Annotated in this window: 25 protein-coding genes; 13 read left to right on the top strand and 12 right to left on the bottom strand. The window is 63.7% G+C overall.

The features are described from left to right. Positions 1 to 91: 91 nt before the first annotated feature. The 5 genes from ACODTZ_RS07615 to ACODTZ_RS07595 all read right to left on the bottom strand — a co-directional run bounded on the left by ACODTZ_RS07615 (position 92) and on the right by ACODTZ_RS07595 (position 4,125). A complete protein-coding gene (locus ACODTZ_RS07615) occupies positions 92 to 1,060 on the bottom strand; it encodes an adenosine deaminase (RefSeq protein WP_489024973.1) in 969 nt (322 codons plus the stop codon). Further along, positions 1,057 to 2,277: a phosphopentomutase gene (locus ACODTZ_RS07610; protein WP_489024971.1), complete on the bottom strand. Its 1,221-nt coding sequence runs from the start codon at positions 2,275 to 2,277 to the stop codon at positions 1,057 to 1,059. Before ACODTZ_RS07610 ends, ACODTZ_RS07615 begins: the two co-directional genes overlap by 4 nt. A 107-nt stretch (positions 2,278 to 2,384) precedes the next feature. Next, positions 2,385 to 2,963, bottom strand: a complete 579-nt coding sequence (locus ACODTZ_RS07605; RefSeq protein WP_111563257.1) for a TadE/TadG family type IV pilus assembly protein — start codon at positions 2,961 to 2,963, stop codon at positions 2,385 to 2,387. A 2-nt stretch (positions 2,964 to 2,965) separates the two neighbouring features. Then, entirely contained in the window at positions 2,966 to 3,583 is a 618-nt protein-coding gene (locus ACODTZ_RS07600) for a TadE/TadG family type IV pilus assembly protein (protein ID WP_047507478.1), read from the bottom strand. 104 nt (positions 3,584 to 3,687) lie between these two features. Then, complete coding sequence (locus ACODTZ_RS07595; protein ID WP_047506680.1) at positions 3,688 to 4,125, bottom strand: pilus assembly protein N-terminal domain-containing protein; 438 nt, start codon at positions 4,123 to 4,125, stop codon at positions 3,688 to 3,690. Positions 4,126 to 4,526: 401 nt separating this feature from the next. Between ACODTZ_RS07595 and ACODTZ_RS07590 the strand changes: the two genes are divergently transcribed. From ACODTZ_RS07590 to ACODTZ_RS07545, 10 genes are all read left to right on the top strand, one after another. Continuing rightward, on the top strand, positions 4,527 to 4,706 hold the full coding sequence (locus tag ACODTZ_RS07590; protein WP_047506676.1) for a Flp family type IVb pilin: 180 nt from the start codon (positions 4,527 to 4,529) through the stop codon (positions 4,704 to 4,706). Positions 4,707 to 4,813: 107 nt separating this feature from the next. After that, a complete protein-coding gene (locus ACODTZ_RS07585; protein WP_489024969.1) occupies positions 4,814 to 5,326 on the top strand; it encodes an A24 family peptidase in 513 nt (170 codons plus the stop codon). Between the two features lie 110 nt (positions 5,327 to 5,436). Beyond that, a complete protein-coding gene (gene cpaB, locus ACODTZ_RS07580; RefSeq protein ID WP_489024967.1) occupies positions 5,437 to 6,249 on the top strand; it encodes a Flp pilus assembly protein CpaB in 813 nt (270 codons plus the stop codon). 11 nt (positions 6,250 to 6,260) lie between these two features. Then, entirely contained in the window at positions 6,261 to 7,766 is a 1,506-nt protein-coding gene (locus ACODTZ_RS07575; protein WP_112981721.1) for a type II and III secretion system protein family protein, read from the top strand. A gap of 17 nt (positions 7,767 to 7,783) precedes the next feature. Beyond that, positions 7,784 to 8,518, top strand: coding sequence for a CpaD family pilus assembly protein (locus tag ACODTZ_RS07570; RefSeq protein ID WP_489024965.1), 735 nt, complete (start codon positions 7,784 to 7,786; stop codon positions 8,516 to 8,518). Between the two features lie 17 nt (positions 8,519 to 8,535). Continuing rightward, positions 8,536 to 9,813, top strand: a complete 1,278-nt coding sequence (locus ACODTZ_RS07565) for a CpaE/TadZ family protein (protein ID WP_489024964.1) — start codon at positions 8,536 to 8,538, stop codon at positions 9,811 to 9,813. Positions 9,814 to 9,835: 22 nt separating this feature from the next. After that, entirely contained in the window at positions 9,836 to 11,308 is a 1,473-nt protein-coding gene (locus ACODTZ_RS07560; protein WP_489024963.1) for a TadA family conjugal transfer-associated ATPase, read from the top strand. Positions 11,309 to 11,312: 4 nt separating this feature from the next. Continuing rightward, the gene (locus tag ACODTZ_RS07555) at positions 11,313 to 12,320 is read left to right on the top strand and encodes a type II secretion system F family protein (protein ID WP_047506663.1); all 1,008 of its coding nucleotides are present in this window, start codon (positions 11,313 to 11,315) and stop codon (positions 12,318 to 12,320) included. 13 nt (positions 12,321 to 12,333) lie between these two features. After that, on the top strand, positions 12,334 to 13,320 hold the full coding sequence (locus ACODTZ_RS07550; protein ID WP_047506661.1) for a type II secretion system F family protein: 987 nt from the start codon (positions 12,334 to 12,336) through the stop codon (positions 13,318 to 13,320). 109 nt (positions 13,321 to 13,429) lie between these two features. Further along, positions 13,430 to 14,062, top strand: a complete 633-nt coding sequence (locus ACODTZ_RS07545) for a LysE family translocator (protein WP_489024961.1) — start codon at positions 13,430 to 13,432, stop codon at positions 14,060 to 14,062. 5 nt (positions 14,063 to 14,067) lie between these two features. Here the strand turns inward: ACODTZ_RS07545 and ACODTZ_RS07540 are convergent, their stop codons facing one another. After that, the gene (locus ACODTZ_RS07540; protein WP_489024960.1) at positions 14,068 to 14,898 is read right to left on the bottom strand and encodes a tetratricopeptide repeat protein; all 831 of its coding nucleotides are present in this window, start codon (positions 14,896 to 14,898) and stop codon (positions 14,068 to 14,070) included. Between the two features lie 144 nt (positions 14,899 to 15,042). On the opposite strand from ACODTZ_RS07540, the gene ACODTZ_RS07535 reads away from it, so the two are divergent. From ACODTZ_RS07535 to ACODTZ_RS07525, 3 genes are all read left to right on the top strand, one after another. Further along, positions 15,043 to 16,431 (top strand): leucyl aminopeptidase family protein, encoded by a 1,389-nt coding sequence (locus ACODTZ_RS07535; protein WP_489024959.1) that lies wholly within the window; start codon positions 15,043 to 15,045, stop codon positions 16,429 to 16,431. Between the two features lie 175 nt (positions 16,432 to 16,606). After that, entirely contained in the window at positions 16,607 to 16,951 is a 345-nt protein-coding gene (locus ACODTZ_RS07530) for a MarR family transcriptional regulator (RefSeq protein ID WP_489024957.1), read from the top strand. 16 nt (positions 16,952 to 16,967) lie between these two features. Then, a complete protein-coding gene (locus ACODTZ_RS07525; RefSeq protein ID WP_489024956.1) occupies positions 16,968 to 17,825 on the top strand; it encodes a C40 family peptidase in 858 nt (285 codons plus the stop codon). Here ACODTZ_RS07525 and ACODTZ_RS07520 read toward each other — a convergent pair. The 6 genes from ACODTZ_RS07520 to ACODTZ_RS07495 all read right to left on the bottom strand — a co-directional run bounded on the left by ACODTZ_RS07520 (position 17,818) and on the right by ACODTZ_RS07495 (position 25,315). After that, on the bottom strand, positions 17,818 to 19,209 hold the full coding sequence (locus ACODTZ_RS07520) for an amidase (RefSeq protein WP_489024955.1): 1,392 nt from the start codon (positions 19,207 to 19,209) through the stop codon (positions 17,818 to 17,820). The genes ACODTZ_RS07525 and ACODTZ_RS07520 overlap by 8 nt on opposite strands. A gap of 46 nt (positions 19,210 to 19,255) precedes the next feature. Beyond that, positions 19,256 to 20,119 carry an ABC transporter permease gene (locus tag ACODTZ_RS07515; RefSeq protein ID WP_209188714.1) on the bottom strand — a complete coding sequence of 288 codons (864 nt, stop codon included), beginning with the start codon at positions 20,117 to 20,119 and terminating at the stop codon, positions 19,256 to 19,258. A gap of 1 nt (position 20,120) precedes the next feature. Then, entirely contained in the window at positions 20,121 to 21,068 is a 948-nt protein-coding gene (locus ACODTZ_RS07510) for an ABC transporter permease (RefSeq protein WP_489024954.1), read from the bottom strand. A gap of 572 nt (positions 21,069 to 21,640) precedes the next feature. Beyond that, positions 21,641 to 23,170 (bottom strand): ABC transporter substrate-binding protein, encoded by a 1,530-nt coding sequence (locus tag ACODTZ_RS07505; RefSeq protein WP_489025448.1) that lies wholly within the window; start codon positions 23,168 to 23,170, stop codon positions 21,641 to 21,643. 189 nt (positions 23,171 to 23,359) lie between these two features. After that, positions 23,360 to 24,277 (bottom strand): LysR family transcriptional regulator, encoded by a 918-nt coding sequence (locus tag ACODTZ_RS07500; protein WP_489024952.1) that lies wholly within the window; start codon positions 24,275 to 24,277, stop codon positions 23,360 to 23,362. Positions 24,278 to 24,319: 42 nt separating this feature from the next. Then, positions 24,320 to 25,315 (bottom strand): P1 family peptidase, encoded by a 996-nt coding sequence (locus ACODTZ_RS07495; protein ID WP_489024951.1) that lies wholly within the window; start codon positions 25,313 to 25,315, stop codon positions 24,320 to 24,322. Between the last annotated feature and the right edge of the window lie 160 nt (positions 25,316 to 25,475).

Raw genomic sequence — 25,475 nt, 5'->3', positions numbered from 1 at the left:
CACCGAATTTGTCTCCGCCGCAAGAGCGGAGGGCAAATTGCCCCTATGATCCCCAATCTGGGATCCCCAATCTGGCCCGGATCGGGACGGATCAGAGCCTGGCCAGAAGCTCGCTACGCGTGGCCTCGTCGACGAAGGCGGCCTCGATGCCGGTGCGGGTTATCGCGTCGATCTCGGCGTCGCTGAAGCCGAAGACGGAGGAAGCGAGCTCGTATTCGCGCTCGAGCGAGGTGTGGAAGAAGGGCGGATCGTCGGAGCTGATAGTGACGCGCACGCCTTCATCCTTCAGCGCCCGCAAGGGGTGCGACTGGAAATCCGGGAAGACCTTGAGCGCGATGTTCGACCCCGGGCAGACCTCCAGCACCGTGCCCAGATCGGCCAGCCGCTTGACGAGGTCCGCATCCTCGATGGCGCGCACGCCATGGCCGATGCGGGCTGGGCGAACCGCATCCAGCGCATCCGTGACGCTGAAGGCGCCGCAGACTTCGCCGGCGTGGATGGTGAGACCGAGGCCGGCGTCGCGGGCGATATCGAAGGCGCGGGCATAATCCGCCACGCGGCCCATGCGCTCTTCGCCCGCGAGGTTGAAACCCGTGATCAAAGGATTGCGGGCGCTTGCTGCGTATTCGGCGGCGCCGATGACGCTTTCAGGGCCGAAATGGCGTTCGCCGGTGACGATCAGCCTCGCTTCGATGCCCGATGCCGCCTTGGCGCGGCGGATGCCCTCGCACACGCCTGCGATATAGGCGTCGGCGCCGAGACCGATGCGCTTGCCGTGATCGGGCGAGACGATGAGTTCGCTATAGATCGTGCCGATGGCGGCGAGTTCGGCCAGATAGGTTTCGGTCAGCAACGCATAGTCCTCGTCGGTCTTGTAGACCTCGGAGATCTTGTCGTAGCACTCGAGGAAGCTTGCGAAATCATGCCAGACGTAGGCGCCGTCCTTCAGATAGGCACTGATGTCGATGTTGTACTTGCGGGCCTGCGCCAAAGTGAGTGCCGGCGGCGCGGCACCCTCCAGATGACAGTGCAGCTCGACCTTCTTCAGATGTGACGTCACAGAAAACTCCTCCCGTGCGGGCCGGCGGGGATGCGCAGATGCTGGGCGATGGTCTCGCCGATATCGGCGTAGCTCGACCGGATGCCGAGATTGCGCGGGCGATGGCCGGGGCCGTAGGCGATGATGGGAACCCGCTCGCGGGTGTGATCGGTACCGCGCCAGGTCGGGTCGCAACCGTGGTCGGCGGTGATGATGACGAGATCACCGGGCTTCAGCTTGCCGCCGACTTCCGACAGACGCGCGTCGAAGGCCTCAAGGGCCGCGGCATAGCCCGGCACGTCGCGGCGGTGGCCGTAGAGCATGTCGAAATCGACGAAATTGGTGAAGACGAGATCGCCATCCTCGGCCACATCCATGGCGTCCAGCGTCGCATCCATCAGCGCGGCGTTGCCATTGGCCTTAACGACCCGCGAGACGCCCTGGTGGGCGAATATATCGCCGACCTTGCCGACGGCATGAACGGTGCGGCCTTCCTTCACCAATCTGTCGAGCAGCGTCGGCTCGGGCGGCGGCACGGAGAAATCGCGGCGATTGCCGGTGCGCTCGAAGCTCGCTTTGGTTTCGCCGACGAAGGGGCGGGCGATGACGCGGCCGATGTTTTCACGGTCGAGAAGGGCGCGGGCGATGGAACAGAAGGTCATCAGCCGCTCAAGGCCGAAATGTTTCTCGTGGGCGGCGACCTGGAAGACGGAGTCCGACGAGGTGTAGCAGATCGGCTTGCCGGTGCGGATGTGTTCCTCGCCGTAGCGGGCGATGATGTCGGTGCCGGACGCGTGGCAATTGCCGAGGATGCCGGGCACCTCTGCGGCACGGCACAAGGCTTCAACCAATTCGGGTGCGAAGGCGTCGCCCTCGGTCGGGAAATAGCCCCAGTCGAAATTGACGGGCGTGCCAGCGATCTCCCAATGGCCCGACGGCGTATCCTTGCCGCGCGAGACCTCGTTGGCCGAGCCGAAGCTGGCATAGACCTTCTCGGCCAACGGCATACCCACGGGTATCTTGCCGGATGCCGCTTTTGCGAGGTGCAGGAGGCCGAGCGCTGACAGGTTCGGCAGCTGCAAGGGTCCTGATCGCAGGCCCTCGCGGTCGCCCAGGCCGGCGGCACAGAATTCGGCGATATGGCCGAGCGTATCCGCCCCCTCGTCGCCATAGGCGGCCGCATCGGGCGCGCCACCGACGCCGAAGGAATCCATCACGAATAGAAAGGCACGCGGCATGTTTCACCCGACACTGAAAAGCTGGCGCGCCGGATTGCCGGCCGCCGGGTCACAAGCCTTATAACGGAGACGGGAGGATGGCAAATGGGGGCGCCGGCGCGTGCCGCTCAGCAGTCGCTGCAAAGAACGTTGTCGCCCTGGCGCTGCCGGTAATAATAGGTGCGGCTGATGGTTAGCGTGCTGTTGTTCGGCATGAGATTGGGCGCGAAGAGGAACAGCTTGTAGGGTATGGACAGCTCCGAGCGGACGAGGAAGCTGTTGGCCTTCCTGAGATCGGTCGGCACGGTCACGGCGGAATTGACCGTGTAGGGACGGCTGTTGTCCTGCGCCCAGGACCACTTGACGGTCGGGTTGGCGGCGGCGTCGATCTGGATGCCTGTAACCTTCAGGCTGAGCGTGGTTCCGGCATTGTAAGGCACAAAGATCGCGGCCGCGGCATTGGGCATGTCCGCGAGCCAGGATTTCGTGACCGTCTGCTGCTGCGTGACGATGTCGGCCACCGTCGCTGCCGCGCGCGAGGCGCGCTTGCTGACGCTGAGACCGATGGTGATCTCAAACGCGCCGACATAGAGCATGACGAGGATCGGGAAGAGAATGGCGAACTCGATGGCGCCCATGCCGTCGCGGTCACCCGCGAAGCGGCGAGAGAGGGCCTGTAGCCTGGCAATTGCGCTGCGGATCCTCATCATCACGGGTATTGCTCGTTCTGGAACGCGGCGGTCGCGACAATCAGGAAATAGGCCGAGGAGCCGTCGGATGGCCTGATATTGGAGATGTAGGGACGGATGAGGTCGCCGATGACCTGCCACTTGTAATAGGCGCGGACCATGTTGATGGTGCCGGCGCCGCCTGGCGCGTATTGGAGTTTCGATGTGTCGAGGTCCGAATAGGCGGCGGTCGATTTCGTTGGAATGGTCGTCGGGATGGCGGCGAAGGTCGCGAACTTCTGGACATCGACGAAGAGCTTGCTTGGCGTTGCCGCTTCCGTCGCCGAACAGGTGATCAGGATCGAGATTTCCTTGCAGAAGGCAGTGCGAAAGGCGGTGCGGTCGGTATTGGTCGCGGTGATCTGACCGGTGCGGATCTTGCGGCCCAGCGTATCGACGGCGTTGGACACGAGCTCTTCGCCGGCAAAGGCGATGAAGGTCTCGATGATCGCGAAGACGACCATGAAATAAGGAATGGCAAGAAGCGCGAATTCGATCGCGGCGGCTCCATCACGCGAGCGCCTGAAAGCGGCAATGGACCACCGCCGCCTGCATTGGCGCCGATCCGTCCGTTCCGCTGTTTGATCCAATTCCGTCATGGCCTGCATCCGACACAGCTTCGATCATGCATTTTTAGGTGCCGAACGTTGATTTTCCGTTTCAAGCCGGTTCAGAAATTTAACAACAAGTAAAAGGGCTTCGATTAGGGACCAGTTGCACCAGCGCTGGCGCCGGCAGCGGCGGTCGTGTCGCTGTGCTGTTCGCAGTTCGGCGTGCAGGACAAAACCGTGCGCTCCGTCTGGCGGAACACGCGCACCGTATTGGCTTCGTCGATGGAGACCAGGATGCTCTGATCGAGGATGGCATTGCCGTCGGCATCGAGCAGGACGAGATTGGTGCTGCCGAAGCTGCGGCCTGTCAGCACGATGGTCTTGGCGTCGGCAACCGTCGCATCCGCCACCTTGGCGTTGCCGACGATGACCTTGCTGACGGGACGATCGAGCTTCAATACGCGCGCCTGATCCATATAGACCCTGAGCATCTGCTGCTGCTGGGCGAAGGCCGGGGCGTAGGCAGTTGCGCAGGCCGCGGCGGCGGCAAGTACACTGGCAAGGACTAGCCTTATGCCGCTCGATGACATCTGGATTCTCTCACGATCACGACGCTAACTTACCGGGAGCATAGAAAAAAATGGTGCATGAAACCTTAATACACGGGCGACCCCGTCCATAACGAGACGTTAACGCACGCTCACCAGTACAGTAATGACGCAAACCGCGCTTACGAGAGCGGATCAGGTAACGGCTCCGGACGCCCGCTCATCAGGAATCCTTTATTCAGCAGTATCTTCCGCACGATATTTAAATTTCTAAAGAACTACTGAAACGGTTACTTACCATAACGCCGACCGCTCCTTCATTTACATATTAGTAACCCATTTTTTTAAGCCGATTGAAAGAGCGGTTCGTTAGGTTGTGCTCATCCGATCAACGGCAAACAGTTGGCGGACGTGCTGAACATCAACTGGAGTTAGGAGTTATCATGACCAAGCTTGTAAGCCGTTTTCTGAAAGACGAATCCGGCGCGACCGCAATTGAATACGGCCTGATCGCAGCGCTCATTTCCGTAGCGCTCATCACTGGCGCGACCGCACTCGGCAACAAACTGAACCTCATGTTCAACGGCCTGTCGAACACGATCGCTTCCAAGACGCCGGCCTGATATCGCCTTCGGCGACACGATATACGCCAGACCTTAACGGGTCTGGCGCTAAACATAGGCTCACGCGAACCCGCGGTGGGCCTTTTGTCTTAAGGATCGATAGCAGAATGATCGCAGCTTCCGTCTTTGTGATATTCCCGCTGTGCCTCGCAATCGCGGCATTTTCCGATCTGTTCACGATGACGATCCCGAACAGGATCTCCGTCATCCTCATCGCGTCTTTCTTCGCCATCGCAGTTTTCACCGGCATGCCGCTTGCCGCGATCGGCAATCATGCCGCCGGCGCGCTTGCCGTGTTTGTCGTCTGCTTCGTTTTGTTCGCAACCAACACCATGGGCGGCGGCGATGCCAAGCTTCTGACGGCATCGGCCCTCTGGTTCGGCCTCAACCCCGCTATCGTCGAGTTTCTCGGCTATGTCGGCATTTTCGGTGGCCTGGTCACCCTGATCATCATGATGATCCGCACGCAGGCAGACACCATTCTGGCGATCGGCCTTCCGGTTCCGAACTCGATCCTCATGGCCAAGAAGATCCCCTATGGTATCGCCATCGCGATCGGCGGTTTTCTGGCATTTCCGTCTTCGCCGGTATTCATGACCGCGCTGGAAGGCCTGAAATAAAGGCGCTTAAGCGCTCGTTAACCTAAGATCGAAGTCTTTCGTTAACTATAATTACACCAATTGGAGCCAATTCTCCGGAACGAATATTTCGATTCCTTGGGGAACGCCTGATGAAACCCGCCCGCATTTTGATCCTTGGAGTGGCCGTTGTGGCCGCCGGTCTGGCCGGCGTTCTGGCGATGAGCCTTGCCGGCCGCGGATCGGTCGTGACCCAGGTCCAGCAGGTGGTCGAGAAAGAGCCGACCGTCAACGTTCTGGTCTCCAGCGCCAATCTGCCTGTCGGCGCGCGGCTCGACGACAAGTCCGCGCACTGGATGGCATGGCCGACAGGCGGGGTCGTCCAGGGCTTCATCACCGAAACCGACAAGCCAGAAGCCATCAAGGACCTGCAGGGCGCCGTGGTGCGCATGCCGATCTTCGAGGGCGAGCCGATCCGGGCCGAAAAGATCGCCGATTCCAATAGCCGCATCATGTCGTCACTGCTGCCATCGGGCAAGCGCGCGGTCGCCACCGAAATCTCGGTCGCAACCGGCGCCGGCGGCTTCATCCTGCCGAACGACCGCGTCGACCTGATCATGGTGCGCAAGGAAAAGACGGGCGACAAGTATCTGACCGAAACCGTGCTCAACAACGTGCGCGTGCTCGCGATCGACCAGCAGGTTCAGGAAAAGGACGATGGCTCCAAGGCCGTGGTCGGCACGACCGCGACGCTGGAGCTGACGCCTGACCAGACCAAGGTTCTGGCGGTTGCCCAGCAGATGGCCGACCGCCTGTCGCTGGCGCTGCGCTCGGTCGCCGACGCCCGCGAGCCGGACACCAAGGCCGCCGATTACCTGCTTAGCGGCGACAATGGCAGCTCCATCGTTCAGGTCATCAAGTCAGGCGCCATCGTCACCGACAGCGCGCCTTCGAAAGCCGAGTAGAGGAAACGGACATGGGCAACTCAACACGGCACATGAAACATCTGATGGCAGGCTGCCTGTCGCTGACGATCGGCTACACCGGCGTCGCGCCCAGCTTCCTCGATCCCATCATCGGCGTCAGCGCGGCTGAGGCCGCCGCCGACGGCATGGTCAACATCACCCAGACGGGCCCCGGCGCACATCGCGCCCTCAAGCTCGGCCTGAAGAAGGCTATCGTCATCGACCTTCCCGTCGACGCGCACGATATCCTCGTTTCCGATCCGAGCATGGCCGACGCGGTGACGCGCTCCTCGCGGCGCATCTACCTGTTCGGCAAGACGGTCGGGCAGACCAACATCTTCATCTTCGGCGCCGACGGCCAGCAGATCGTCAGCCTCGACATCGCGATCGAGCGCGACGTCAGCGGATTGCAGAACAACCTGCGCCGCTTCATTCCCGATTCCAACATCAACGTCGAGATCGTCTCCGACAACATCGTGCTGACTGGTACCGTTCGCACGCCGCAGGATGCCGCGCAGGCCGCTGACCTGGCCGGTGTCTTCCTGAAAGGCGGCGAGGCGACGACGCGCACGGAAACCGCCAGCAGCCAGGGTGGCGGCGACGGATCGGTGGCGCTGTTTGCGGAAAGCCGCCAGCAGTCGCAGGTGATCAACCTGCTGCAGATCGAAGGCGAGGATCAGGTCACGCTGAAGGTGACGATCGCCGAAGTTCGCCGCGAAATCCTGAAGCAGATCGGTTTCGACAATCTTGTCTCCAATTCCGGCGGCCTCAGCGTCGCGCAGCTTGGCGCGCCGAACGCGAGCGCTGCGACCGCAACCGTCGGCGGCGGTCTGGCGGCGCTGTTCAAGAGCTCGATCGGCAAGTACGACATTTCGACCTATCTGAGCGCGCTGGAGCAGGCAAAGGTCGTGAAGACGCTCGCCGAGCCGACGCTGACGGCGATTTCCGGCCAGGCGGCAACCTTCAACTCCGGCGGCCAGGTTCTCTATTCGACGACCGACAACGACGGCAACGTCACCGTCGTACCCTACAACTACGGTATCAACCTGGCCTTCAAGCCTGTTGTCCTGTCCTCGGGTCGCATCAGCCTGGAGATCAAGACCAACGTGTCGGAGCCGGCACCTTCGGTTACCGGCTCGGCACCGACCTACCAGCGCCGTTCGGCCGAGACATCTGTTGAGCTTCCTTCCGGTGGCTCGATCGCACTGGCCGGTCTCATCCGCGACAACGTTTCGCAGACATCGAACGGAACGCCTGGTGCCAACAAGATCCCGCTGCTGGGCACGCTGTTTCGCCAGCGCACGGTCGAGCGCGACGAGACGGAACTCGTGATCATCGCGACGCCCTATCTCGTGCGTCCGGTCGCCCGCAACCAGCTGAACCGGCCTGACGACAATTTCAGCCCGGAGAACGACGGCGCGGCATTCTTCATGAACCGCGTCAACAAGGTCTACGGCGGCAAGACGCCGGTCGCCGACGCCCAGTTCCACGGTTCAATCGGGTTCATCTACAAATGAGCGAAGCGGGATCAGCAATGGCACAACACAGAGACACGCCGATGGCCAAGATCAAGACCAGCGCCCGTCACCGCGGCTTTTCGACACCGCTGATCGCGGCGGCCGCAATCGCGGCCAGCCTGCTTTCGGGCTGCGCCTCGCGCGACGACCTGACGACAGGCGGTATTCCTGACGATTATCGCCAGCGCCATCCGATCGTGGTGACCGAGGCCGAGCAATCGGTGGATATTCCGGTTGCCTCGACTGACCGCAGGCTCAACACCGCGCAGCGCGACATGATCCGCGGCTTCGCGCAGAACTACGGCTCGCGCGCAACCGGCCCGGTCTACCTCTTGACGCCGGAGGGATCGCCGAACTCCAACGCCGCCCGCCAGCTGCGCGGCCAGGTGCGCGCCGAACTCGCCGCACGCGGCATCGCGAGCTCGAAGATCGTCAACAGCTCCTACGTGACGCTCGACGCCAAGGACGCGGCGCCGATCCGCCTCACCTTCGTCGGCACGACGGCGATGACGTCGCAGTGCGGCCAGTGGCCGAAGGACATGATCAACGACTTCAGCAACCAGAATTACTATAATTTCGGCTGCGCGACGCAGAACAACCTCGCGGCACAGATCGCCAACCCCGAAGATCTCGTCGCGCCGCGTGGCATGACGCCGATCGACGCGACGCGCCGCAACGCCGCCATCAAGGAATATCGCGAACGCACATCCACGATCGAAGAAGTCGGTGGCAACGCCGCCGGAAGCTTCTGATCAGACCAGGATCAACGATGAGCACGGTTGAATACGACATCACGAACACCGCCGACCTTCAGCAGGCCGAAGAGGCAATGCGCATGGGCGATCTGGAAAACATGCGCCCGCTTCCGCGCATCTCGGTCCACGCCTTCTGCGAGAGCGAAGAACTGCAGCGGGTGATGGAGCGTTGCGGCAACGATCGCCGCCTGTCGAAGGTGAGCCTGCGCATCACCAGCGGCGGCATTGCGGCGGCGGCCAACATGTTTGCCAGCGCGCCGACACCGAACCTGATCATTCTCGAGACACGCGCCAATAGCGCCGGCCTGCTCAACGAGTTGGCGCCGCTCGCCGCCGTCTGCGACCCCTCGACCAAGGTCATCATCGTCGGCTACCACAACGACATCTCGCTCTATCGCGAGCTGATCCGCAACGGCATTTCCGAATATATCGTGCAGCCGGTCGGCATGGCCGACATCATGACGGCGATGGCGACGATCTTCGTCGATCCCGATGCCGAGCCACTGGGGCGCAGCATCGCATTCATCGGCGCAAAGGGCGGCGTCGGCGCCTCGACCATCGCGCATAACTGCGCCTTCGGCATTTCGCGGCTGTTTTCGACCGAGACGATCCTCGCCGATCTCGACCTGCCCTACGGAACCGCGAACATCGATTTCGATCAGGACCCGACGCAGGGGATCGCCGAAGCGGTCTATGCGCCGGAGCGCCTGGACGAGATGTTCCTCGACCGCCTGCTTACCAAGTGCTCCGAGCATCTTTCGCTGCTTGCGGCGCCGTCCATCCTCGATCGCGCCTATGATTTCGACGGACATGCCTTCCAGCCGGTCATGGAGGTGCTGCAGCGCAGCGCGCCGGTGACCGTTCTCGACGTGCCGCACGCCTGGTCCGAATGGACCCGCTCGGTACTCGGCGCCGCCGACGAGGTGGTCATTTGCGCGTCTCCCGATCTCGCCAATCTGCGCAACACCAAAAACCTGATCGACGCCCTACGCAAGATGCGGCCGAACGACAAGCCGCCGCACCTCGTTCTCAACCAGGTGGGCATGCCGAAACGCCCCGAGATCAGCCCTTCGGATTTCTGCGAGCCGCTGGAATGCGAGCCCGTCGCCATCATCCCGTTCGACAGCAACCTGTTCGGAACGGCTGCCAATAGCGGCCGGATGATCTCGGAGATGGACCCGAAATCGCCGACGGCCGAGACCTTCTCGCAGCTGTCGCACATCGTTACCGGGCGCATCGCCGTCAAGAAGGCGAAGAAGAGCAGTCTTCTCAGCCTCCTGAAGCGCAAGTAGCCCACCAGGAGTGGAATAAGGCATGTTCGGAAAACGCGGAAACGAAGGATCTGGCAAGGCGGGCGGCACGATCGCGCCACCGCCACCTGTTGCTGCGCCTTCCTCGTCGACGGCGCCGGCCGTCTTCGTCGAGCCGCAGCGTGAGCAGACCCGCCAGCAGGTGACGCCGCCACCGATGCAGACGCCGCAGCGCAAGCGCCCTGCCCGCACCGACGAATATTACGACACCAAGGCGCAGGTCTTCTCGGCGCTGATCGACACGATCGACCTGTCGCAGCTCGCCAAGCTCGACGGCGAAAGCGCGCGCGAGGAAATTCGCGATATCGTCAACGATATCATCACGATCAAGAACTTCGCGATGTCGATTTCCGAGCAGGAAGAACTGCTCGACGATATCTGCAACGACGTTCTCGGCTATGGTCCGCTGGAACCGCTCCTGGCGCGCGACGACATCGCCGACATCATGGTCAACGGCTCCGGCAAGACCTTCATCGAAGTCGGCGGCAAGACGCTGGAATCGGAAGTGCGCTTCCGCGACAATGCCCAGCTGCTCTCGATCTGCCAGCGTATCGTCAGCCAGGTCGGCCGCCGCGTCGACGAATCGAGCCCGATCTGCGACGCCCGCCTTCCCGACGGTTCGCGTGTCAACGTTATCGCGCCGCCGCTCGCCATCGACGGGCCGGCGCTCACCATTCGTAAGTTCAAGAAGGACAAGCTGACGCTCGACCAGCTGGTGCGCTTCGGCGCGATCACGCCCGAGGGCGCGACGCTGCTGCAGATCATCGGCCGCGTCCGCTGCAACATCGTCATCTCCGGCGGTACCGGCTCGGGCAAGACGACGTTGCTCAACTGCCTCACCAACTACATCGACCGCGACGAACGCGTCATCACCTGCGAGGACACGGCCGAACTGCAGCTGCAGCAGCCGCATGTGGTGCGGCTCGAAACCCGCCCGCCGAATATCGAAGGCGAAGGCGAGATCACCATGCGCGACCTCGTCAAGAACTGCCTGCGTATGCGTCCGGAGCGGATCATCGTCGGCGAAGTGCGTGGACCCGAGGTTTTCGACCTCCTGCAGGCAATGAACACCGGCCACGACGGCTCGATGGGTACGATCCACTCCAACTCGCCGCGCGAATGCCTCAGCCGTATCGAATCGATGATCGCCATGGGCGGCTATTCGCTGCCGGCCAAGACCGTTCGCGAAATCATCTCGAACTCGGTCGACGTCATCGTCCAGGCCGCGCGTCTTCGCGACGGCTCGCGCCGCATCACCCAGATTACCGAAGTGATGGGCATGGAAGGCGACGTGATCATCACCCAGGATCTGATGCGCTACGAGATCGAAGGCGAAGACGCGGGCGGAAAGATCATCGGGCGACACAAGTCGACCGGCATCGGCAAGCCGAATTTCTGGGACCGCGCCCGCTACTACAACGAAGAGAAGCGGCTCGCCGCTGCGCTCGACGAAATGGAAGAGAAGTCGAAGGATTAAGATTATGTTCGGTTTCGATCCGATCGTGCTGGGTATCGTGCTGCTCGTGGCCATTTCGGCCGGCGCGGTGTGTTACGGCCTGCTCTTTTCGCGGATGGAAACCGAAAAGAAGGCGGCAAGCCGCGTCAGCCGGGTGGCATCGGCCGAACTCGACAAGCAGAGCGTCAAGGCAGCGCGCGACCGCGTCCAGGAAATGTCGAAGCGTCGCAAATCGATGCAGGACAACCTGAAGGATCTCGAGAAGCGGCAGCAGGAAAACGCCAAGAAGAAACTGACGCTGAAATCGCGGCTGACGCAGGCCGGCCTGTCGATCACGCCGGGCCGCTTCTACATGTTCAGCGGTATTTTCGGTCTTGTGCTGATGTTCGTCGCGTTCCTCGCCGGCGCCCCCACCATGGTGGTGCTTGGGCTGCCTGTTGTGGCCGGGCTCGGGCTGCCGCGCTGGATCCTAGGCTTCCTGATCAAGCGTCGCCAGAACAAGTTCCTCGACGAGTTCCCGAACGCGCTCGATGTGATCGTACGATCGATCAAATCCGGCCTTCCGCTGAACGACGCGATCCGGCTGATCGCCAACGAGGGCAAGGAGCCGGTCAAGGGCGAGTTCCGTCGCGTGGTCGAAAGCCAGCAGATCGGCCTCAGCGTGCCCGACGCCTGCACGCGTATGGGCAACCACATGCCGCTGCAGGAAGTGAACTTCTTCGCGATCGTCATCGCCATTCAGTCGCAGGCCGGCGGCAACCTCTCGGAAGCGATCGGCAACCTCTCCAAGGTGCTGCGCGAACGCAAGAAGATGAAGGCCAAGGTCAAGGCGCTTTCGATGGAAGCCAAGGCATCGGCCGTCATCATCGGCGCCCTGCCGTTCATCGTCGCGACGCTCGTCTACATGACGTCGCCTCAATACATGATGGTGCTGTTCACCGACCCGCGCGGTCACTTGATCATGGGCGCTTCGGCGGTGTGGATGTCGATCGGCATCTTCGTCATGCGCAACATGGTCAATTTCGATATCTAACCGAGGCAATGCGATGTCGTCCGATCTTGCGAGTTCCCTGACCGATCCTTCGATGCTGATCGCGGTGCTGGTGGCGCTGGCGGTGTTCGCGACGCTCTATACGCTCGCCATCCCCTTCTTCGAGCGCGGTGATCTCAACCAGCGCATGAAGGCGGTCTCGACGGAGCGCGAACAGATGCGCGCCCGCGAACGCGCGCGGATGAACGCGGAATCGACCGGCAGCAAGGCGTCGCTGCGCACGCAGAACAACCGCTCGGTTCGCCAGATCGTCGAGCGCTTCAACCTGCGCGAGGCGCTGGTCGACGAGAACACCATGAACAAGCTGCGCGCGGCCGGCTATCGCTCGGAAAACGCGCTCAACATGTTCCTGGTCGCGCGCTTCCTCCTGCCCTTCTGCTTTTTCGCGCTGGCGATCTTCTGGGTGTTCGGCCTCGACCACCTCGTCGACAAGCCGACGCCGATCCGCTTTCTGGCAACGCTCTGCTTCGCCTATGTCGGCTTCTACGCACCGAATATCTTCATCTCCAACAAGATGAAAAAGCGGCAGCATTCGATCAAGCGCGCTTGGCCGGATGCGCTGGACCTGATGCTGATCTGCGTGGAATCCGGTATCTCGATCGAGGCCGCGATGCGCCGCGTGTCTGAGGAGCTCGGCGAGGCCTCTCCGCCGCTCGCCGAGGAAATGGTGCTGACGACGGCCGAGCTCTCCTTCCTGCCGGATCGCCGCGTGGCGCTCGAAAACCTCGGTACGCGCACGCAGATCCCGATCGTGCAGTCCGTCGTGCAGGCGCTGATGCAGGCCGATCGCTACGGTACGCCGATCTCGCAGGCGCTGCGCGTGCTTGCTCAGGAAGGCCGCGACGAGCGCATGAACGAGGCGGAAAAGAAGGCCGCCGCGCTGCCGCCGAAGCTCACCGTGCCGATGATCCTATTCTTCCTGCCGGTTCTGGTCGCCGTCATTCTCGGACCGGCCGGTATCCAGGTCGCCGACCGCTTCTAAGCGCGTCGACCGTCAGCCGGCGTTTCCACACCACCGATTTTTAGGATGGACCGTTACGCGGGGTCGTGTGACATTGGATCACGCTAACCCCAAAACGCGGACCATCGCCATGTCGTCGCTCAGCGTCTTTCTCAGCATTCTCGCAACGCTCTCGATCGGCGCGATGAGCCCCGGGCCGAGCTTCGTTCTCGTCTCCAGGATCGCCGTGTCGCGCTCGCGTGTAGACGGGCTTGCGGCCGCTGTCGGTATGGGGCTGGGCGGCGTTCTGTTCAGCATCCTGGCGCTGGCGGGGCTGACGGCCCTACTCTCGCAGTTCGGCTGGCTCTATCTGGCGCTGAAGGTCGCGGGCGGGCTCTATCTCGCCTATATCGCCTACAGGATCTGGCGCGGCGCCAGCGAGCCGCTTGAGATCGGCGAGGCGACCGCTGCCAACCGCGCTGTCGGCCGCAGCTTCATGACCGCGTTCCTGACGCAGGTCAGCAATCCGAAGACGATCGTCGTCTATGCCAGCATTTTCGCGGCTCTCTTGCCGAAGACCATTCCGCTGGAATTGTTCGTGGCGATCCCGCTTGGAGTCTTTGCCGTCGAAGCCGGGTGGTACACGATCGTGGCGCTGGCTTTCTCAGCCCGGCACCCACGCCGGATCTATCTCGCCGCGAAGAAGTGGATCGACCGCGCGGCAGGTGCCGTCATGGCCGGGCTCGGCCTGCAGCTTGTCGTGTCAGGCCTGAGCGGCCGTTAGACTGGTCAGTTGGCGCTGCTTGTTTCAGCGCCCACATCCTTGGCTGCGAGCTTCTGCCAGGAATTCTGCTGCGACATCATCGAGCGGAGATAGGCGACATTGGCATCGGCCTGCTGCGGCGAGAGTTCGCCGCGGGCGATCTTTTCCGCTTCCGGGAAGCGGCCTTGCAGGCCAACGACGAGCGCCAGGTTCTGGCGCACGCGGCTATCGGCCGTCGGCTGGCTTGCTGCCTGGCGCAGGTAAGTTTCCGCGGTCCTGAGATCACGCGTCAGCACGTAGGACATGCCGAGATTGGAGAGGATCGACGGCTCGCCCGGCTGCAGATCGAGTGCGTCGCGATAGCGCTGGCGGGCCTCGCTGGAACGGCCGAGCTGATCGAGAATGGCGCCCTCAGCGGAGACCAGCTTCCAGTCCGGACGGTCGGCCGTCTGGGCGCGGCCGATGGTGTCGAGCGCCTGCTGCAGCTGGCCGGCGGCGGCCTGCGCCTTGCCGTAAGCGGCAAGCACGTTGCGATCCTGCGGATTGGCGATCGCCACCTGCTGCATGACGGCGAGCGCCTGGGCGTCCCTGCCCTGCATGCGCAGGAGATTGGCGTAGTTGACGCCGTTGACGGGATCGCGCGGGTTCTTCTCGTAGGCCTGGCCGACGCGATCGGTGGCGGAGCGCACTTCCTGATCGTTCATCGTCTCGACCGGCTTGTTCAGCGCGACCGGGATGGAGCCCGTCGTCATCTTGTCCTTGGTGGTGTTGCAACCGGCCAGCATCAGGGCCAGCATCGCGGTTGCCGCGCACTGGAGAAGACGGGTTTTCGAATAAGTGTCGACCAAAGCAGCCATCGCGGTTTCCTGAAATCAGAAATCGGCGCCTGACCTAAAAGCGGAACAGGGAAAGGCTTTGACGCAATCTACGCTCAAGCAATAGTCTGTTAACCCTAACGGAACGTTAAAATATGATTCCCGGACGCCCCCGAAGGATAAACAATGCCGCCGTTCCAGTTCATCGAGAGACCGACCCCCTTCAACTCCAAGGGCGGCCAGACCCTGCCGATCTTCGCCGTCACGCCGGCGCATATCGAAACCGGGACGATCGATCCGATCGCGCTCGATTGGGCGAAGAAGGCGGGCTACAAGGCGGAAAGCGGCTCGCTGCTGCTGATCCCCACTTCGGAAGGCCATCTCGGCGGCGCGCTCTTCGGCCTCGGCACCAATCCTTCCGAGCAGCCCTATATCACCGGCAAGCTGGCGCGCGCGCTGCCGGCGGGCGACTGGCACATCGAGACGGCGCCGCTGACGGCCAACCGGCTGGCGCTCGGCTTCGGCCTCGGGAGCTACCGTTTCGACCGCTACAAATCCGAAAAGCAGCCGGCCGGCACGCTGATGATCCCGCGCGATGCCGATGCCGCCGATATCAAGCGGCAGCTGGCGGGCGTGTTCCTGGCCCGCGACCTGATCAACACCCCCACCAACGACATGGGCCCGAACGAGCTGGAAGCAGCCTTCCGGGGCCTTGCGGCGCATTACAAGGCGGAGATCTCGGTGATCTCAGGCGACGATCTCCGGCATAATTTCCCTCTCGTGCACACAGTCGGCCGCGCCAGCGCCGACGCGCCGCGCCTGATGGAGCTGCGCTGGGGCAAGAAGGGTCATCGCAAGATCACGCTGGTCGGCAAGGGCGTGTGCTTCGACACCGGCGGTCTCGACATCAAGCCCGCCTCCTCCATGCTGCTGATGAAGAAGGACATGGGGGGTGCTGCCAACGTCATGGGCCTGGCGCTGATGATCATGGACGCCAAGCTGAAGGTCGACCTGCGCGTGGTCATTCCCGTGGTCGAGAACTCGATCTCGTCGAACGCCTTCCGCCCCGGCGACATCTACAAGAGCCGCAAGGGGCTCACCGTCCAGATCGACAACACCGACGCCGAGGGTCGCCTGATCCTCGCCGACGCGCTTGCTTATGCCGACGAGGAAGAGCCCGATTTGATGATCGACATGGCGACGCTGACGGGGGCGGCGCGCGTCGCGCTCGGACCCGACCTGCCACCCTTCTTCACCGACGATACCGATCTCGCGCGCGACCTGATGGAATCGAGCATCGAGACCGACGATCCGCTGTGGCGGCTGCCGCTCTATGCCGGCTACGAAAAGGATATCCGCGCCAAGTTCGCCGATATCACCAACGCACCGGCAGGCGGCATGGCGGGCGCGATCACGGCGGCGCTGTTCCTCAAGCGCTTCGTCAGCCATGCCAAGAGCTGGGCGCATTTCGACATTTATGGCTGGGCGCCTTCGGAACGGCCGCATTCGCCCGGCGGCGGCGAGGCGCAGGCGATCCGGGCGCTCTACCACCACATCCGCGAGAGCGTTCGTTAAAGCAACGCCAGGAAAAGTGTGGCTCGGTTTTCCGTCCGGCGTTGCGCACATCGGATCAGCGTTGCGATCGTTAAAATTTTATTCACCCTGTGGGGCGGCAGATCAGCCGCCCCATTGCGTTGCGGGGACGCGTGCCGGAAAATGGAACGCAGGCGTAACGAATGCGGGAGGGGCCGTGCCGATCGAATTGACCGCATCGCAGGCGCTCGGGCTCTGGCATGGCGTCTCGCTCGACCAGGTTCGCCACGACGACCGCGATTTGACATTGCGCCAGATCGCGATCCTGCTGCATATCTATCTCGTGCCGCCGCCGCATACCGTGCGCGGACTGGCCGCCGAGCTCAATGTCACCAAGCCGGTCATCACCCGGGCGCTCGATACGATGGGCGAGATGGGGCTGGTGGACCGGGTGCGCGATGACAGCGACCGGCGCAACGTGCTGATCAAGCGCACCGTGGGCGGCGCGCTTTACCTGGAAAAACTGGGCGACCGCGTGCGCGAGCACGGGCGCCGGCTGTGACTTTGAGGACAAGACCATGACCACGCTCGACCGCCGCCTGCACGCCTTCAGGGACGACCTCGCCGAGCGCGGGCTGGAAGGACAGGTCACGGCGCAGCGCTTTACCGACGGGACGCCGGCGCGCATCGTAGTGCCGGTCGTGGGCCTGCGGCCGCGACCCGACGCGACCGTTGGTATCGACACCGAACTCTTGTTCGGCGAAGACGTGACCGTGCTCGACCGCGCCGATGGATGGTGCTGGATCAAGGCGCGGTCGGACAATTACGTCGGCTACCTGCCCGAGAGCGCGGTGAGCGAAACGTCGCCCGTGCCGACCCATATCGTCACCGTTCAGCGCACTTTTCTCTATCGCGAGCCGGAACTGCGCAAACCCTATAACAGCATTCTTTCGATGGGCAGCCGCGTTGCCGTGGCCGGCACCGCGGAGGCGCGCGGCAACCACTATGTGACGCTTCAAGACGGCACGGCGATCTTCGCCAAGCATGTGCAGCCGATCGGCGCGCTTGATGGTGTCGACTATGTCGATATCGCCGCCCGCTTTGTCGAAACGCCCTATCTCTGGGGCGGACGCTCCGGGCTTGGGATCGATTGCTCCGGCCTGGTGCAGCTTTCCATGCTGATGACCGGCCACGCCGCGCCGCGCGATACCGACATGCAGGCGGCTGGACTGGGCGCACCGATTGCGCGCGAGGAACTGCGACGCGGCGACCTGGTGTTCTGGAAGGGGCATGTGGCGATCATGGAGGATGCGGAGACGATCCTGCATGCGACCGGCCACACTATGACGGTGGTACGCGAGAATTTCGAAGAAGCCGTCCGGCGCATCGGCTGGCTCTATGAGCAGCCCAACGGTTATCGCCGGCCAATCAGCTGACCTGCGGTTTCGGCCATGCGGTGACGCCGCCGGACCAGGTTTCGAAGGCTTTCGACAGTCTCAGAACACGCATGTCGTCGAAGCGGGGCCCGACGATCTGCAGGCCGATCGGCATGCCTGATTTCGAGAAACCGCAATTGATCGACGAGGCCGGCTGCTCCGACATGTTCCAAGGGACGGTGAAGGCGATGTGCTCGAAGGGGCGGGCCGGATCGTTGGTCGGCGAGGCCCATTCGGCCGGATAGGAGACGATGGGATTGGTGGGCGACAATACTGCGTCGACCGTTTCGAACAGCGCGCCGCAGGCCTTGAGCATCTCGATCGTCTGGTTGAAGCCCTTGACGGCGGCGACGCCGCTGACATCGGCTCCGCCCTTCGCCCAGCCGTAGATATAGGGAAGGATGCTCTCCCGCCGCTCCTCGCTCAACCCCTCGATATCGCCCCAGAAGCGGGCGCGCCAGAAATTGTCGAGCCCATCCAGCATCGCCCGCGACAGCACCGGGCCGACCGGCACGATGATGGCGCCGGCTTTCTCGAACTGTTTCGCCGCCGCAACGACGGCCGCCTTCACTTCGTCCTCGGCATCGAGACCGCAGCCGGCGTCGAGCATCAGGCCGATGCGCATGCCTGAGAGGTCGATGTCGAGATCGGTCCAATCGATATCGTTTGGCGGGAGGCTGGTGCCGTCGCGCCAGTCCGGCCGCGAGAGCGTCGCCATGGCGAGCGCCGCATCATCGACCGTGCGCGTCATCGGCCCGGCGCAGCGGCCGACGTAATAGGGATCGACCGGGATGCGGCCGTGGCTGGGCTTGAAGCCAAAGATGCCGGTCCAGCCGGCCGGGAGCCGCACGGAGCCGCCGATATCGGTGCCGATGTGGAGCGGGCCGTAGCCGGCAGCTGCCGCCGCCGAGGCGCCGGCGCTGGAACCGCCAGGGTTCTGGCTGATATCCCAAGGATTGCGGCTGAGCGGGTGGAAACTCGACAGGCCGGACGAGAGCATGCCGTAATCCGGGCATGTGGTCTTGGCGAAGATGATGGCGCCATCCTCGCGCATGCGGGCGGCGACGGGCGCGTCGTCAAGCGCCGGCGTCAGCTCCACGGCCCTCGTGCCGAGAGGGACGGGCTGGCCTTTGGTTGATATCAGCTCCTTCAGCGTTACCGGGATGCCATCGAGCGGGCCTAGCGTTTCGCCCCTCGCCCAGCGTTCGGTGGAGGCCTTGGCCTGCGCGCGGGCGGCGTCGGGATCGTAGAGATAGAGGGCGGCGATGTGCGGCTCCCAAGCGGCGATATGCGGCTCTAGCGCCAGCCAGTATTCCAGCGGAGACAGGTTCTTGCTTGCAAAATGTCGCTTCAGGTCGCGGATGCTCAGGTCGATCTCGGTCATGGCGCGGTCTTTCAAAATGACATCATCAAATCAGCGACTTTTTCAATCAGCGGCTGGCCTCGCGGGGATCGAGCAGATCACGCAGGCCGTCGCCGAGCATGTTGAAGCCGAGGACGGAGAGCGCGATGGCAAGGCCGGGGAGGATGGCGAGCCAGGGGGCAAGGGCAAGATAGGTCTGCGCATCGGCCAGCATCCGCCCCCAGCTCGGCGCCGGCGGGGCAAGGCCGAGACCGAGGAAGCTGAGGCCCGCTTCGGTGAGCACCGCGAGGCCAAGCTGGATGGTCACCTGGACGATGAGCTGGCTCATGATATTCGGCAGCACGTGGCGCAGCGAGATCGCCAGCCGCGTATTGCCAAGCGCGCGGGCCGCGAGCACGTAATCGCGGCTCCAAGCCTGCAGCGCGCTTGCCAGCGCAACACGCGCAAAGACCGGAATGAGGAAGGTGGCGATGGCAGCAATCGCCGTCAGCCGGCCACCGCCGAGGAAGGCGCCGAGCATCATCGCCGAAAGGATGGGCGGGAGCGCGAAGATGACGTCGCAGACGCGCATCAGAAGCGTTTCGAAGATGCCGCGAAAGGCGGCTGCCGCAAGACCGGCGATGGTGCCGAGCGTGCCGCCGATGGCGACAGCGACGATCGCGATCGAGAGCGAATTCCAGCAGCCGACCATCAGCATGGAAAGCACGTCGCGGCCCAACTGATCGGTGCCGAGAAGGCCGAAGCCGAGCGGTGGCTGCAGCTTGTGGATGATCTGCATCTTGGCCGGCGGCAGCGGTGTCCAGACGAGCGACACGAGCGCGATGGCCACCAGGCAGGCGACGATCACGGCGCCGATGATGAGGTTGACGCGCTTGACGCCGCGCATGCGGCGGCGGCCGATATTTGTTGCGGTCGAGACCAGGGGCGCCATCTCAGATCCCCTTTCTCAGACGCGGGTCGATCGCGAGATAGGAGAGATCGACCAGGAAATTCATGAGAATGACGAGGCCGGCGAAGAACAGCACCACATCCTGCATGACGACGATATCGCGCTGCGACAGCGCCTGATAGGCGAGACGCCCGAGGCCGGGGAGATTGAAGACATTCTCGACCAAGACTGCGCCGGCCACCAGAAAGGTGGCTTGCAAGCCGAGGATGGTGAGGATCGGCACCAGCGCATTGGGCACCGAATGGCGCCAGAGTACGGTGGCTGCCGACAGGCCCTTGGCGCGGGCGGTGCGGGTGAAATCCTCGTGCAGCGTGTCCAGCACCGCCGAGCGGGTGACACGGGTGAGCACGCCCGCCTGCGGCAGCGCCAGCGCCACCGCCGGCATCAGCAACGCCTTCAGCGCCGGCCAGAAACCCGCGCTCCAGCCCGGAAACCCACCCGCCGGCATCAGCCCGAGCGTGGTCGAAAACAGGATGATCAACAGCAGCGCCACCCAGAAGGCGGGCACGGCGATGCTGACCTGCGAGAAGACGGCCGCGACCGCATCGACAATGCCGCCACGCCTGGAGGCGGCGGTGACGCCAAGCGGGATGGCGATGGCGACCGAGAGCAGGATGGCGATGAGGGCGAGCGGCAGGGTGACGGCGAGGCGCTCGAGGATGAGGCCGGCGACGGGGACGCCGTAGGTGTAGGAGCGCCCGAGATCGCCGGTGAATACGCCTGCCAGCCATTCGGCGTAACGCACCAGAAGCGACCGGTCGAGGCCGAGCTCATGGCGGAGCGCCGCCAGCGTTTCCGGCGAGGCCGAGGTGCCGAGCATGATCGAGGCCGGGTCACCGGGCAGCATGTCCATGACGGCGAAGATCAGCAGCGACACCACAAGCAGCGTGAGGACGAGGCCGGCGACGCGACGGAGCACGAGGGCGATCATGCGGCGGCTCTTGGGGAGAAGGGAAGAGGTAGCGAGCGGCCCGCTACGAGTCTCTTCTCCCCAACGGGGAGAAGGTGGCGGCAGCCGGATGAGGGGGCCGCACGCTCGGTGGTTGGGATACCCCCCTCTGTCCTGCCGGACATCTCCCCCACAAGGGGGGAGATCGGCAAGTGGCAAGGTTTCGGCCAAACAGCGAGAGCGGAGCGAGCGGGTAAGCCCAGCCAATCTCCCTCCTTGTGGGGGAGATGCCCGGCAGGGCAGAGGGGGGTAACCTTGGTGGGGCGATCGCTCTTTGCGGCTTGGCTGTAAATGAACTTCGAGCGCGTGGCCCCCTCATCCGCCTGCCGGCACCTTCTCCCCGTTGGGGAGAAGAGACTCGTGGTGAGCCGCTCGCGCGAACCTCCCCTTCTCCCCCACGGGGGTCCGACGGACGGGTCGAGACCAGCGGCTCGACCCCGGTCAGTGGCCCGAAGGGTCGGATGAGGGGGGGCCGCAAGCTCGGTGCTTGCCGTCAGTGTATCGCTTACCCTAACCTCTCCATCCTCTCCCACCAACACGAACCCTCCCGCCACCTACTCGTCCCAGGAGACGTTGGTGAGCACGTTTGACGGGATCGGCTCGTTTTCCCAGAGGCCTTTCAGCTTCTTGTCCCAGACGCCGAGCTTGGGCATGACGAAGAGGAAGAGCGCCGGGACGTCGTCGGCGAGGATGGTTTGCGCCTCGGCGTAGATCTTGGCCTGCGCGGCAGGATCGGTGGTTTCCTGGACCTTCTTCATCAGCGCGTTGAAGGCAGTGTTCTTGTAGTTGAAGTAGTAGGGATCGCGGGAATAGATGTCGATGTCCATCGGCTCGGCATGGGCGACGATAGTCATCTGGTAGGCGCGGTCCTTCATCACGTCCTGGACCCACTTGGCCGGGAATTCGGTGGGCTCGATGGTCATGGTCACGCCGATTTCGGCGAGCATGGCCTGCATGACCTCGGCGCTGCGTGGCGCATAGGCCATCTGCGGCGACTTGATGGTGAAGGTGAAGCCATCGGGATAGCCCGCTTCTGTCAGCAGAGCTTTGGCCTTTTCCGGATCGTAGGGGAGCTTGGCCGTCAGGTCGACATAGCCGGGGTCATTAGGCGTGTAGTGGCTGCCGATCGGCGTGCCCAAGCCGGACCAGGCGCCTTCGACCACAGTCTTGCGGTCGATCGCCATCATCAGGGCCTGGCGTACGCGCTTGTCGTTGAAGGGCTTTTCGGCATTGTTCATGCCGGCCACGACCTTGAGCTCGGTGTTGCCGATCTTGGTCATCAGCCTGGCGTCGCCGTCGAAGGAGGACATCAGCTCGGGTGCTGCGAATTCGGGGATGGCGTCGACGTCGCCGGATTTCAGTGCCGCTGCCTGCGCCTGCGGATCGGCGATGAAGCGGAAGGTGACCTTGTCGAGCGCAACCGACACGTCCTTGTTCCAATAACCGGCGTTCTTTTCCAGCTCGACCTTGTCGCCCTTGGCCCAGCTGACGAACTTGAACGGGCCCGTGCCGACAGGCTTGGTCTTGTCGTCGGCCGCCGAGTTCGGCGCCACCATGACGGAGGCCGGCCAGCCGAGCCAGTAGAGCAGGCTGCCGGTGGGTTCAGACAGATGCAGCACCAGCGTCGCGGCATCGGGCGTATCGATCGAAGAGATGGAGGTGAAGAAGCGCTTCTGCGGATTGACGGAATCCTTGCCTCGGGCGCGGTCGAGCGCGAACTTGGCGGAGGCAGAATCGAAGGCCTGCCCGTCATGGAAGGTGACGCCTTCGCGCAGCTTGAACGTATAGGTCAGTCCGTCGGCCGAGATCTCCCAGCTTTTCGCCAGCTGCGGCTGAACCTTGCCGGCCTCGTCGATCGTCACCAGACCCTCGAAGACGTTCTGCCAGGTGACCTGGCCGATGGCGACGGGGGCAGCGATCGTCGGGTCGAGGCCTGTGGGTTCGATGGTCATGCCGAGGCTGAGCGTGGTCTTGGCGGCTTCAGCCGGCGTCAGGCTCAGCATCACCAGGCCGGCCGAGACGGCGGCCCCAAGCGAAAGACGACGAACGAGGCGCGCCGAGGGCGCGAGCGAAAGCTTGATCATCATGTCCCCTTCATGGCCGCCGCTTGCTGCAACTGGCCGATTGCCGATAGAGTGTCATTGCGCCTGTGCACACACAATGACGATTTTGTGTGCTCAGTGTAGCCGAAAGAGCTACACAGGAATTTCCCGCTCGATGCAAGCCCAAGGCGATGCAAGTGCAAGGCCGTCTGTTGGCGGCCGGGCATCCACTCAGCCCTTGCCGACAGGGCCGCCGGCGCGCTCGCGCATGAAGCGCTCGATGAAATCGAGAAGCTTGGAGGCGGCGAAGGATAGCTGGCGATCGGGTGCGACGCAGAGATCGACATGGGTGCGGATGGCGCTTCTTGGCGCCAGCGGCACGGCGCGCAGCTGCCCCGCCTCGATCTCGCGGCGCACCGTCAGCGCCGGAAGCAGCGTGGCGGCGGCGCCGCTTAGCACCAGTTCCTTCAGCATCTCCAGCGAACTGGTGACGAAGACGGCATCGAAGCTCAGCCCGGCCTTTTCGAACAGTGCATCGAAAGCCTGGCGGAAGCCGAAGGACTGGTCGGGGAGCGCCAGTGGATAGTCGGCTATATCCCTGAGGCTCACCTCCTGCCGCTCGGCTACCGGATGGCCTGTCGCGACGATCAGGTCGTAGGCGATCTCGGAGCGCAGGCGGACCTTGGTGCCGGATACGGCAGGCGCGAACAGGGTGACCGCGATATCAGCCTCGCCGCCATTGACCGCCTCGACGGCCTGGCGGGCGCTGGAGATGGTGACCTCGAAGTGCAGCTTGGGATATTTGAGGCTGAACTCGGCCAGCGCCGGCGCCAGAAGATTGGCGACGGTGGCGCCATTGGCGTGGATGGCGACGCGGCCGGCCTGCAGGCCCTTTAGATCCTCGATCAGCTGGCCGACATGATCGAGCTCGCGCAAAGTGCGGCCGGCGCGGGCGGCGAGCAGCTCGCCGGCGGCCGTCAGTTTGACGCCACGGGCGCTGCGCTCCACCAGCGGCGCGCCGAAATGATATTCGAGGTTCTCGATCTGCCGGCTGATCGCTGTCGGTGCGACGTTCAGGTTTTCGGCGGCCTGGCGCATCGAATTGGTGCGGACCAGTTCGTCGAAATACATCAGGGCGCGTATCTGCATCTCACCGTCTCCGCATTCGGACCAATGCCATCCTCTAATCCATCACGGGCGATCGGCATAGCGGTCCCGCCATGCCGGCTGGGCGCCTTCCACCGGAAGGGCCGTCGCCTCATAGACGCCGCGGGCGATGGCGCGGGCCATCACAAGCGTGGCGAGGTGGCAGAGTTCCAGAAAATCGGGCAGGCCGCCGAGCGGTTTGGTGCCGGTGGCGGCGGAGAAGATGGTGTCGCCATCGAGCGGCAGATGCGCGGGCAGCAGCGCCCGGGCGAAGCCGTCATGGCCCATGACAGCAAGGCGATGGGCTTGCGCCTTCGTCAGCACCGCGTCGGTGACGATGGCGCCGATGGTGGTCGCGGTGGTGTTCATGCCCTTGAGGCGCATGGCGGTATCGCGCGCTCCGATTGCCTGCGGCAGGCCGAGGCCGCCAAATTCATCGTCTTGTTCGAAGAGCGCCGACCAGAAATGTGGCCCCTCGCCCACCGTTGCGGAACCCAGCGCATTGACGGCGACGACGGCCGCGATGGTGTGGCCGGCCGAGGAGCGGGCGCTGGCCGAGCCGAGGCCGCCCTTGAAGGTCGCGGTGGTGGCGCCGGTGCCGGCGCCCACCGTGCCGAGCGCGAACGAACCCTTGCCGGCGGCGCGGAAGGCGTCGTAGCCGAGATCGCGATAGGGCGATTGCAGGCCCCAATCCTTGTCGCCACCGTTCAGGAGGTCCATCAGGATCGCCTGCGGGACGATGGGGACGCGTTGGTTTCCAACCGGAAAGCCGCGACCCATGGCGCGCAGGCCGGCCTGGACGCCGCCGGCGGCATCAAGCCCGAAAGCGGAACCGCCCGAGAGCACGAAGGCATCGACCTCGGCCACCGTCATGGAGGGATCGAGCAGCGCGGTGTCACGGCCGCCGGGCGCGCCGCCGAGCACGACGCCGGAGGCCACCGCCGGCCGATCGAAGACGATGGCGGTGACGCCGGAGCCGAGGCCAAGATCGGTGGCGTGGCCGACGGAGAGGCCTTCGATATCGGTGAGCAGATTGAGCAAGTGCTGCGTCCTCTTCGTCGATGGGCTTTTCGCCGGTGGGCGATCAGCAGGGGGCGATAGGACGATATGGGAGGCCAAAAAACAAGACCGGCCCCGCTTCAGGCGGGACCGGTCAGATATCCTCGAATTGTTTTCGCCCGGCCGTTTCAAGCCGGCATCG

The sequence above is a fragment of the Rhizobium sp. FG113 genome, from assembly GCF_057809895.1.
This window is presented reverse-complemented; position numbering and strand designations above follow the sequence as displayed.

Bases quoted from the DNA above. Each gene is read 5' to 3' on its own strand.
- ACODTZ_RS07500 (WP_489024952.1), bottom strand. From the start codon at position 24,277: ATGCAGATACGCGCCCTGATGTATTTCGACGAACTGGTCCGCACCAAT.
- ACODTZ_RS07550 (WP_047506661.1), top strand. From the start codon at position 12,334: ATGTCGTCCGATCTTGCGAGTTCCCTGACCGATCCTTCGATGCTGATC.
- ACODTZ_RS07605 (WP_111563257.1), bottom strand. From the start codon at position 2,963: ATGAGGATCCGCAGCGCAATTGCCAGGCTACAGGCCCTCTCTCGCCGC.
- ACODTZ_RS07540 (WP_489024960.1), bottom strand. From the start codon at position 14,898: ATGGCTGCTTTGGTCGACACTTATTCGAAAACCCGTCTTCTCCAGTGC.
- ACODTZ_RS07610 (WP_489024971.1), bottom strand. From the start codon at position 2,277: ATGCCGCGTGCCTTTCTATTCGTGATGGATTCCTTCGGCGTCGGTGGC.
- ACODTZ_RS07525 (WP_489024956.1), top strand. From the start codon at position 16,968: ATGACCACGCTCGACCGCCGCCTGCACGCCTTCAGGGACGACCTCGCC.
- ACODTZ_RS07600 (WP_047507478.1), bottom strand. From the start codon at position 3,583: ATGACGGAATTGGATCAAACAGCGGAACGGACGGATCGGCGCCAATGC.
- ACODTZ_RS07515 (WP_209188714.1), bottom strand. From the start codon at position 20,119: ATGGCGCCCCTGGTCTCGACCGCAACAAATATCGGCCGCCGCCGCATG.
- ACODTZ_RS07535 (WP_489024959.1), top strand. From the start codon at position 15,043: ATGCCGCCGTTCCAGTTCATCGAGAGACCGACCCCCTTCAACTCCAAG.
- ACODTZ_RS07570 (WP_489024965.1), top strand. From the start codon at position 7,784: ATGGCACAACACAGAGACACGCCGATGGCCAAGATCAAGACCAGCGCC.
- ACODTZ_RS07510 (WP_489024954.1), bottom strand. From the start codon at position 21,068: ATGATCGCCCTCGTGCTCCGTCGCGTCGCCGGCCTCGTCCTCACGCTG.
- ACODTZ_RS07545 (WP_489024961.1), top strand. From the start codon at position 13,430: ATGTCGTCGCTCAGCGTCTTTCTCAGCATTCTCGCAACGCTCTCGATC.
- ACODTZ_RS07575 (WP_112981721.1), top strand. From the start codon at position 6,261: ATGGGCAACTCAACACGGCACATGAAACATCTGATGGCAGGCTGCCTG.
- cpaB (WP_489024967.1), top strand. From the start codon at position 5,437: ATGAAACCCGCCCGCATTTTGATCCTTGGAGTGGCCGTTGTGGCCGCC.
- ACODTZ_RS07565 (WP_489024964.1), top strand. From the start codon at position 8,536: ATGAGCACGGTTGAATACGACATCACGAACACCGCCGACCTTCAGCAG.
- ACODTZ_RS07590 (WP_047506676.1), top strand. From the start codon at position 4,527: ATGACCAAGCTTGTAAGCCGTTTTCTGAAAGACGAATCCGGCGCGACC.
- ACODTZ_RS07585 (WP_489024969.1), top strand. From the start codon at position 4,814: ATGATCGCAGCTTCCGTCTTTGTGATATTCCCGCTGTGCCTCGCAATC.
- ACODTZ_RS07595 (WP_047506680.1), bottom strand. From the start codon at position 4,125: ATGTCATCGAGCGGCATAAGGCTAGTCCTTGCCAGTGTACTTGCCGCC.
- ACODTZ_RS07560 (WP_489024963.1), top strand. From the start codon at position 9,836: ATGTTCGGAAAACGCGGAAACGAAGGATCTGGCAAGGCGGGCGGCACG.
- ACODTZ_RS07520 (WP_489024955.1), bottom strand. From the start codon at position 19,209: ATGACCGAGATCGACCTGAGCATCCGCGACCTGAAGCGACATTTTGCA.
- ACODTZ_RS07505 (WP_489025448.1), bottom strand. From the start codon at position 23,170: ATGATCAAGCTTTCGCTCGCGCCCTCGGCGCGCCTCGTTCGTCGTCTT.
- ACODTZ_RS07555 (WP_047506663.1), top strand. From the start codon at position 11,313: ATGTTCGGTTTCGATCCGATCGTGCTGGGTATCGTGCTGCTCGTGGCC.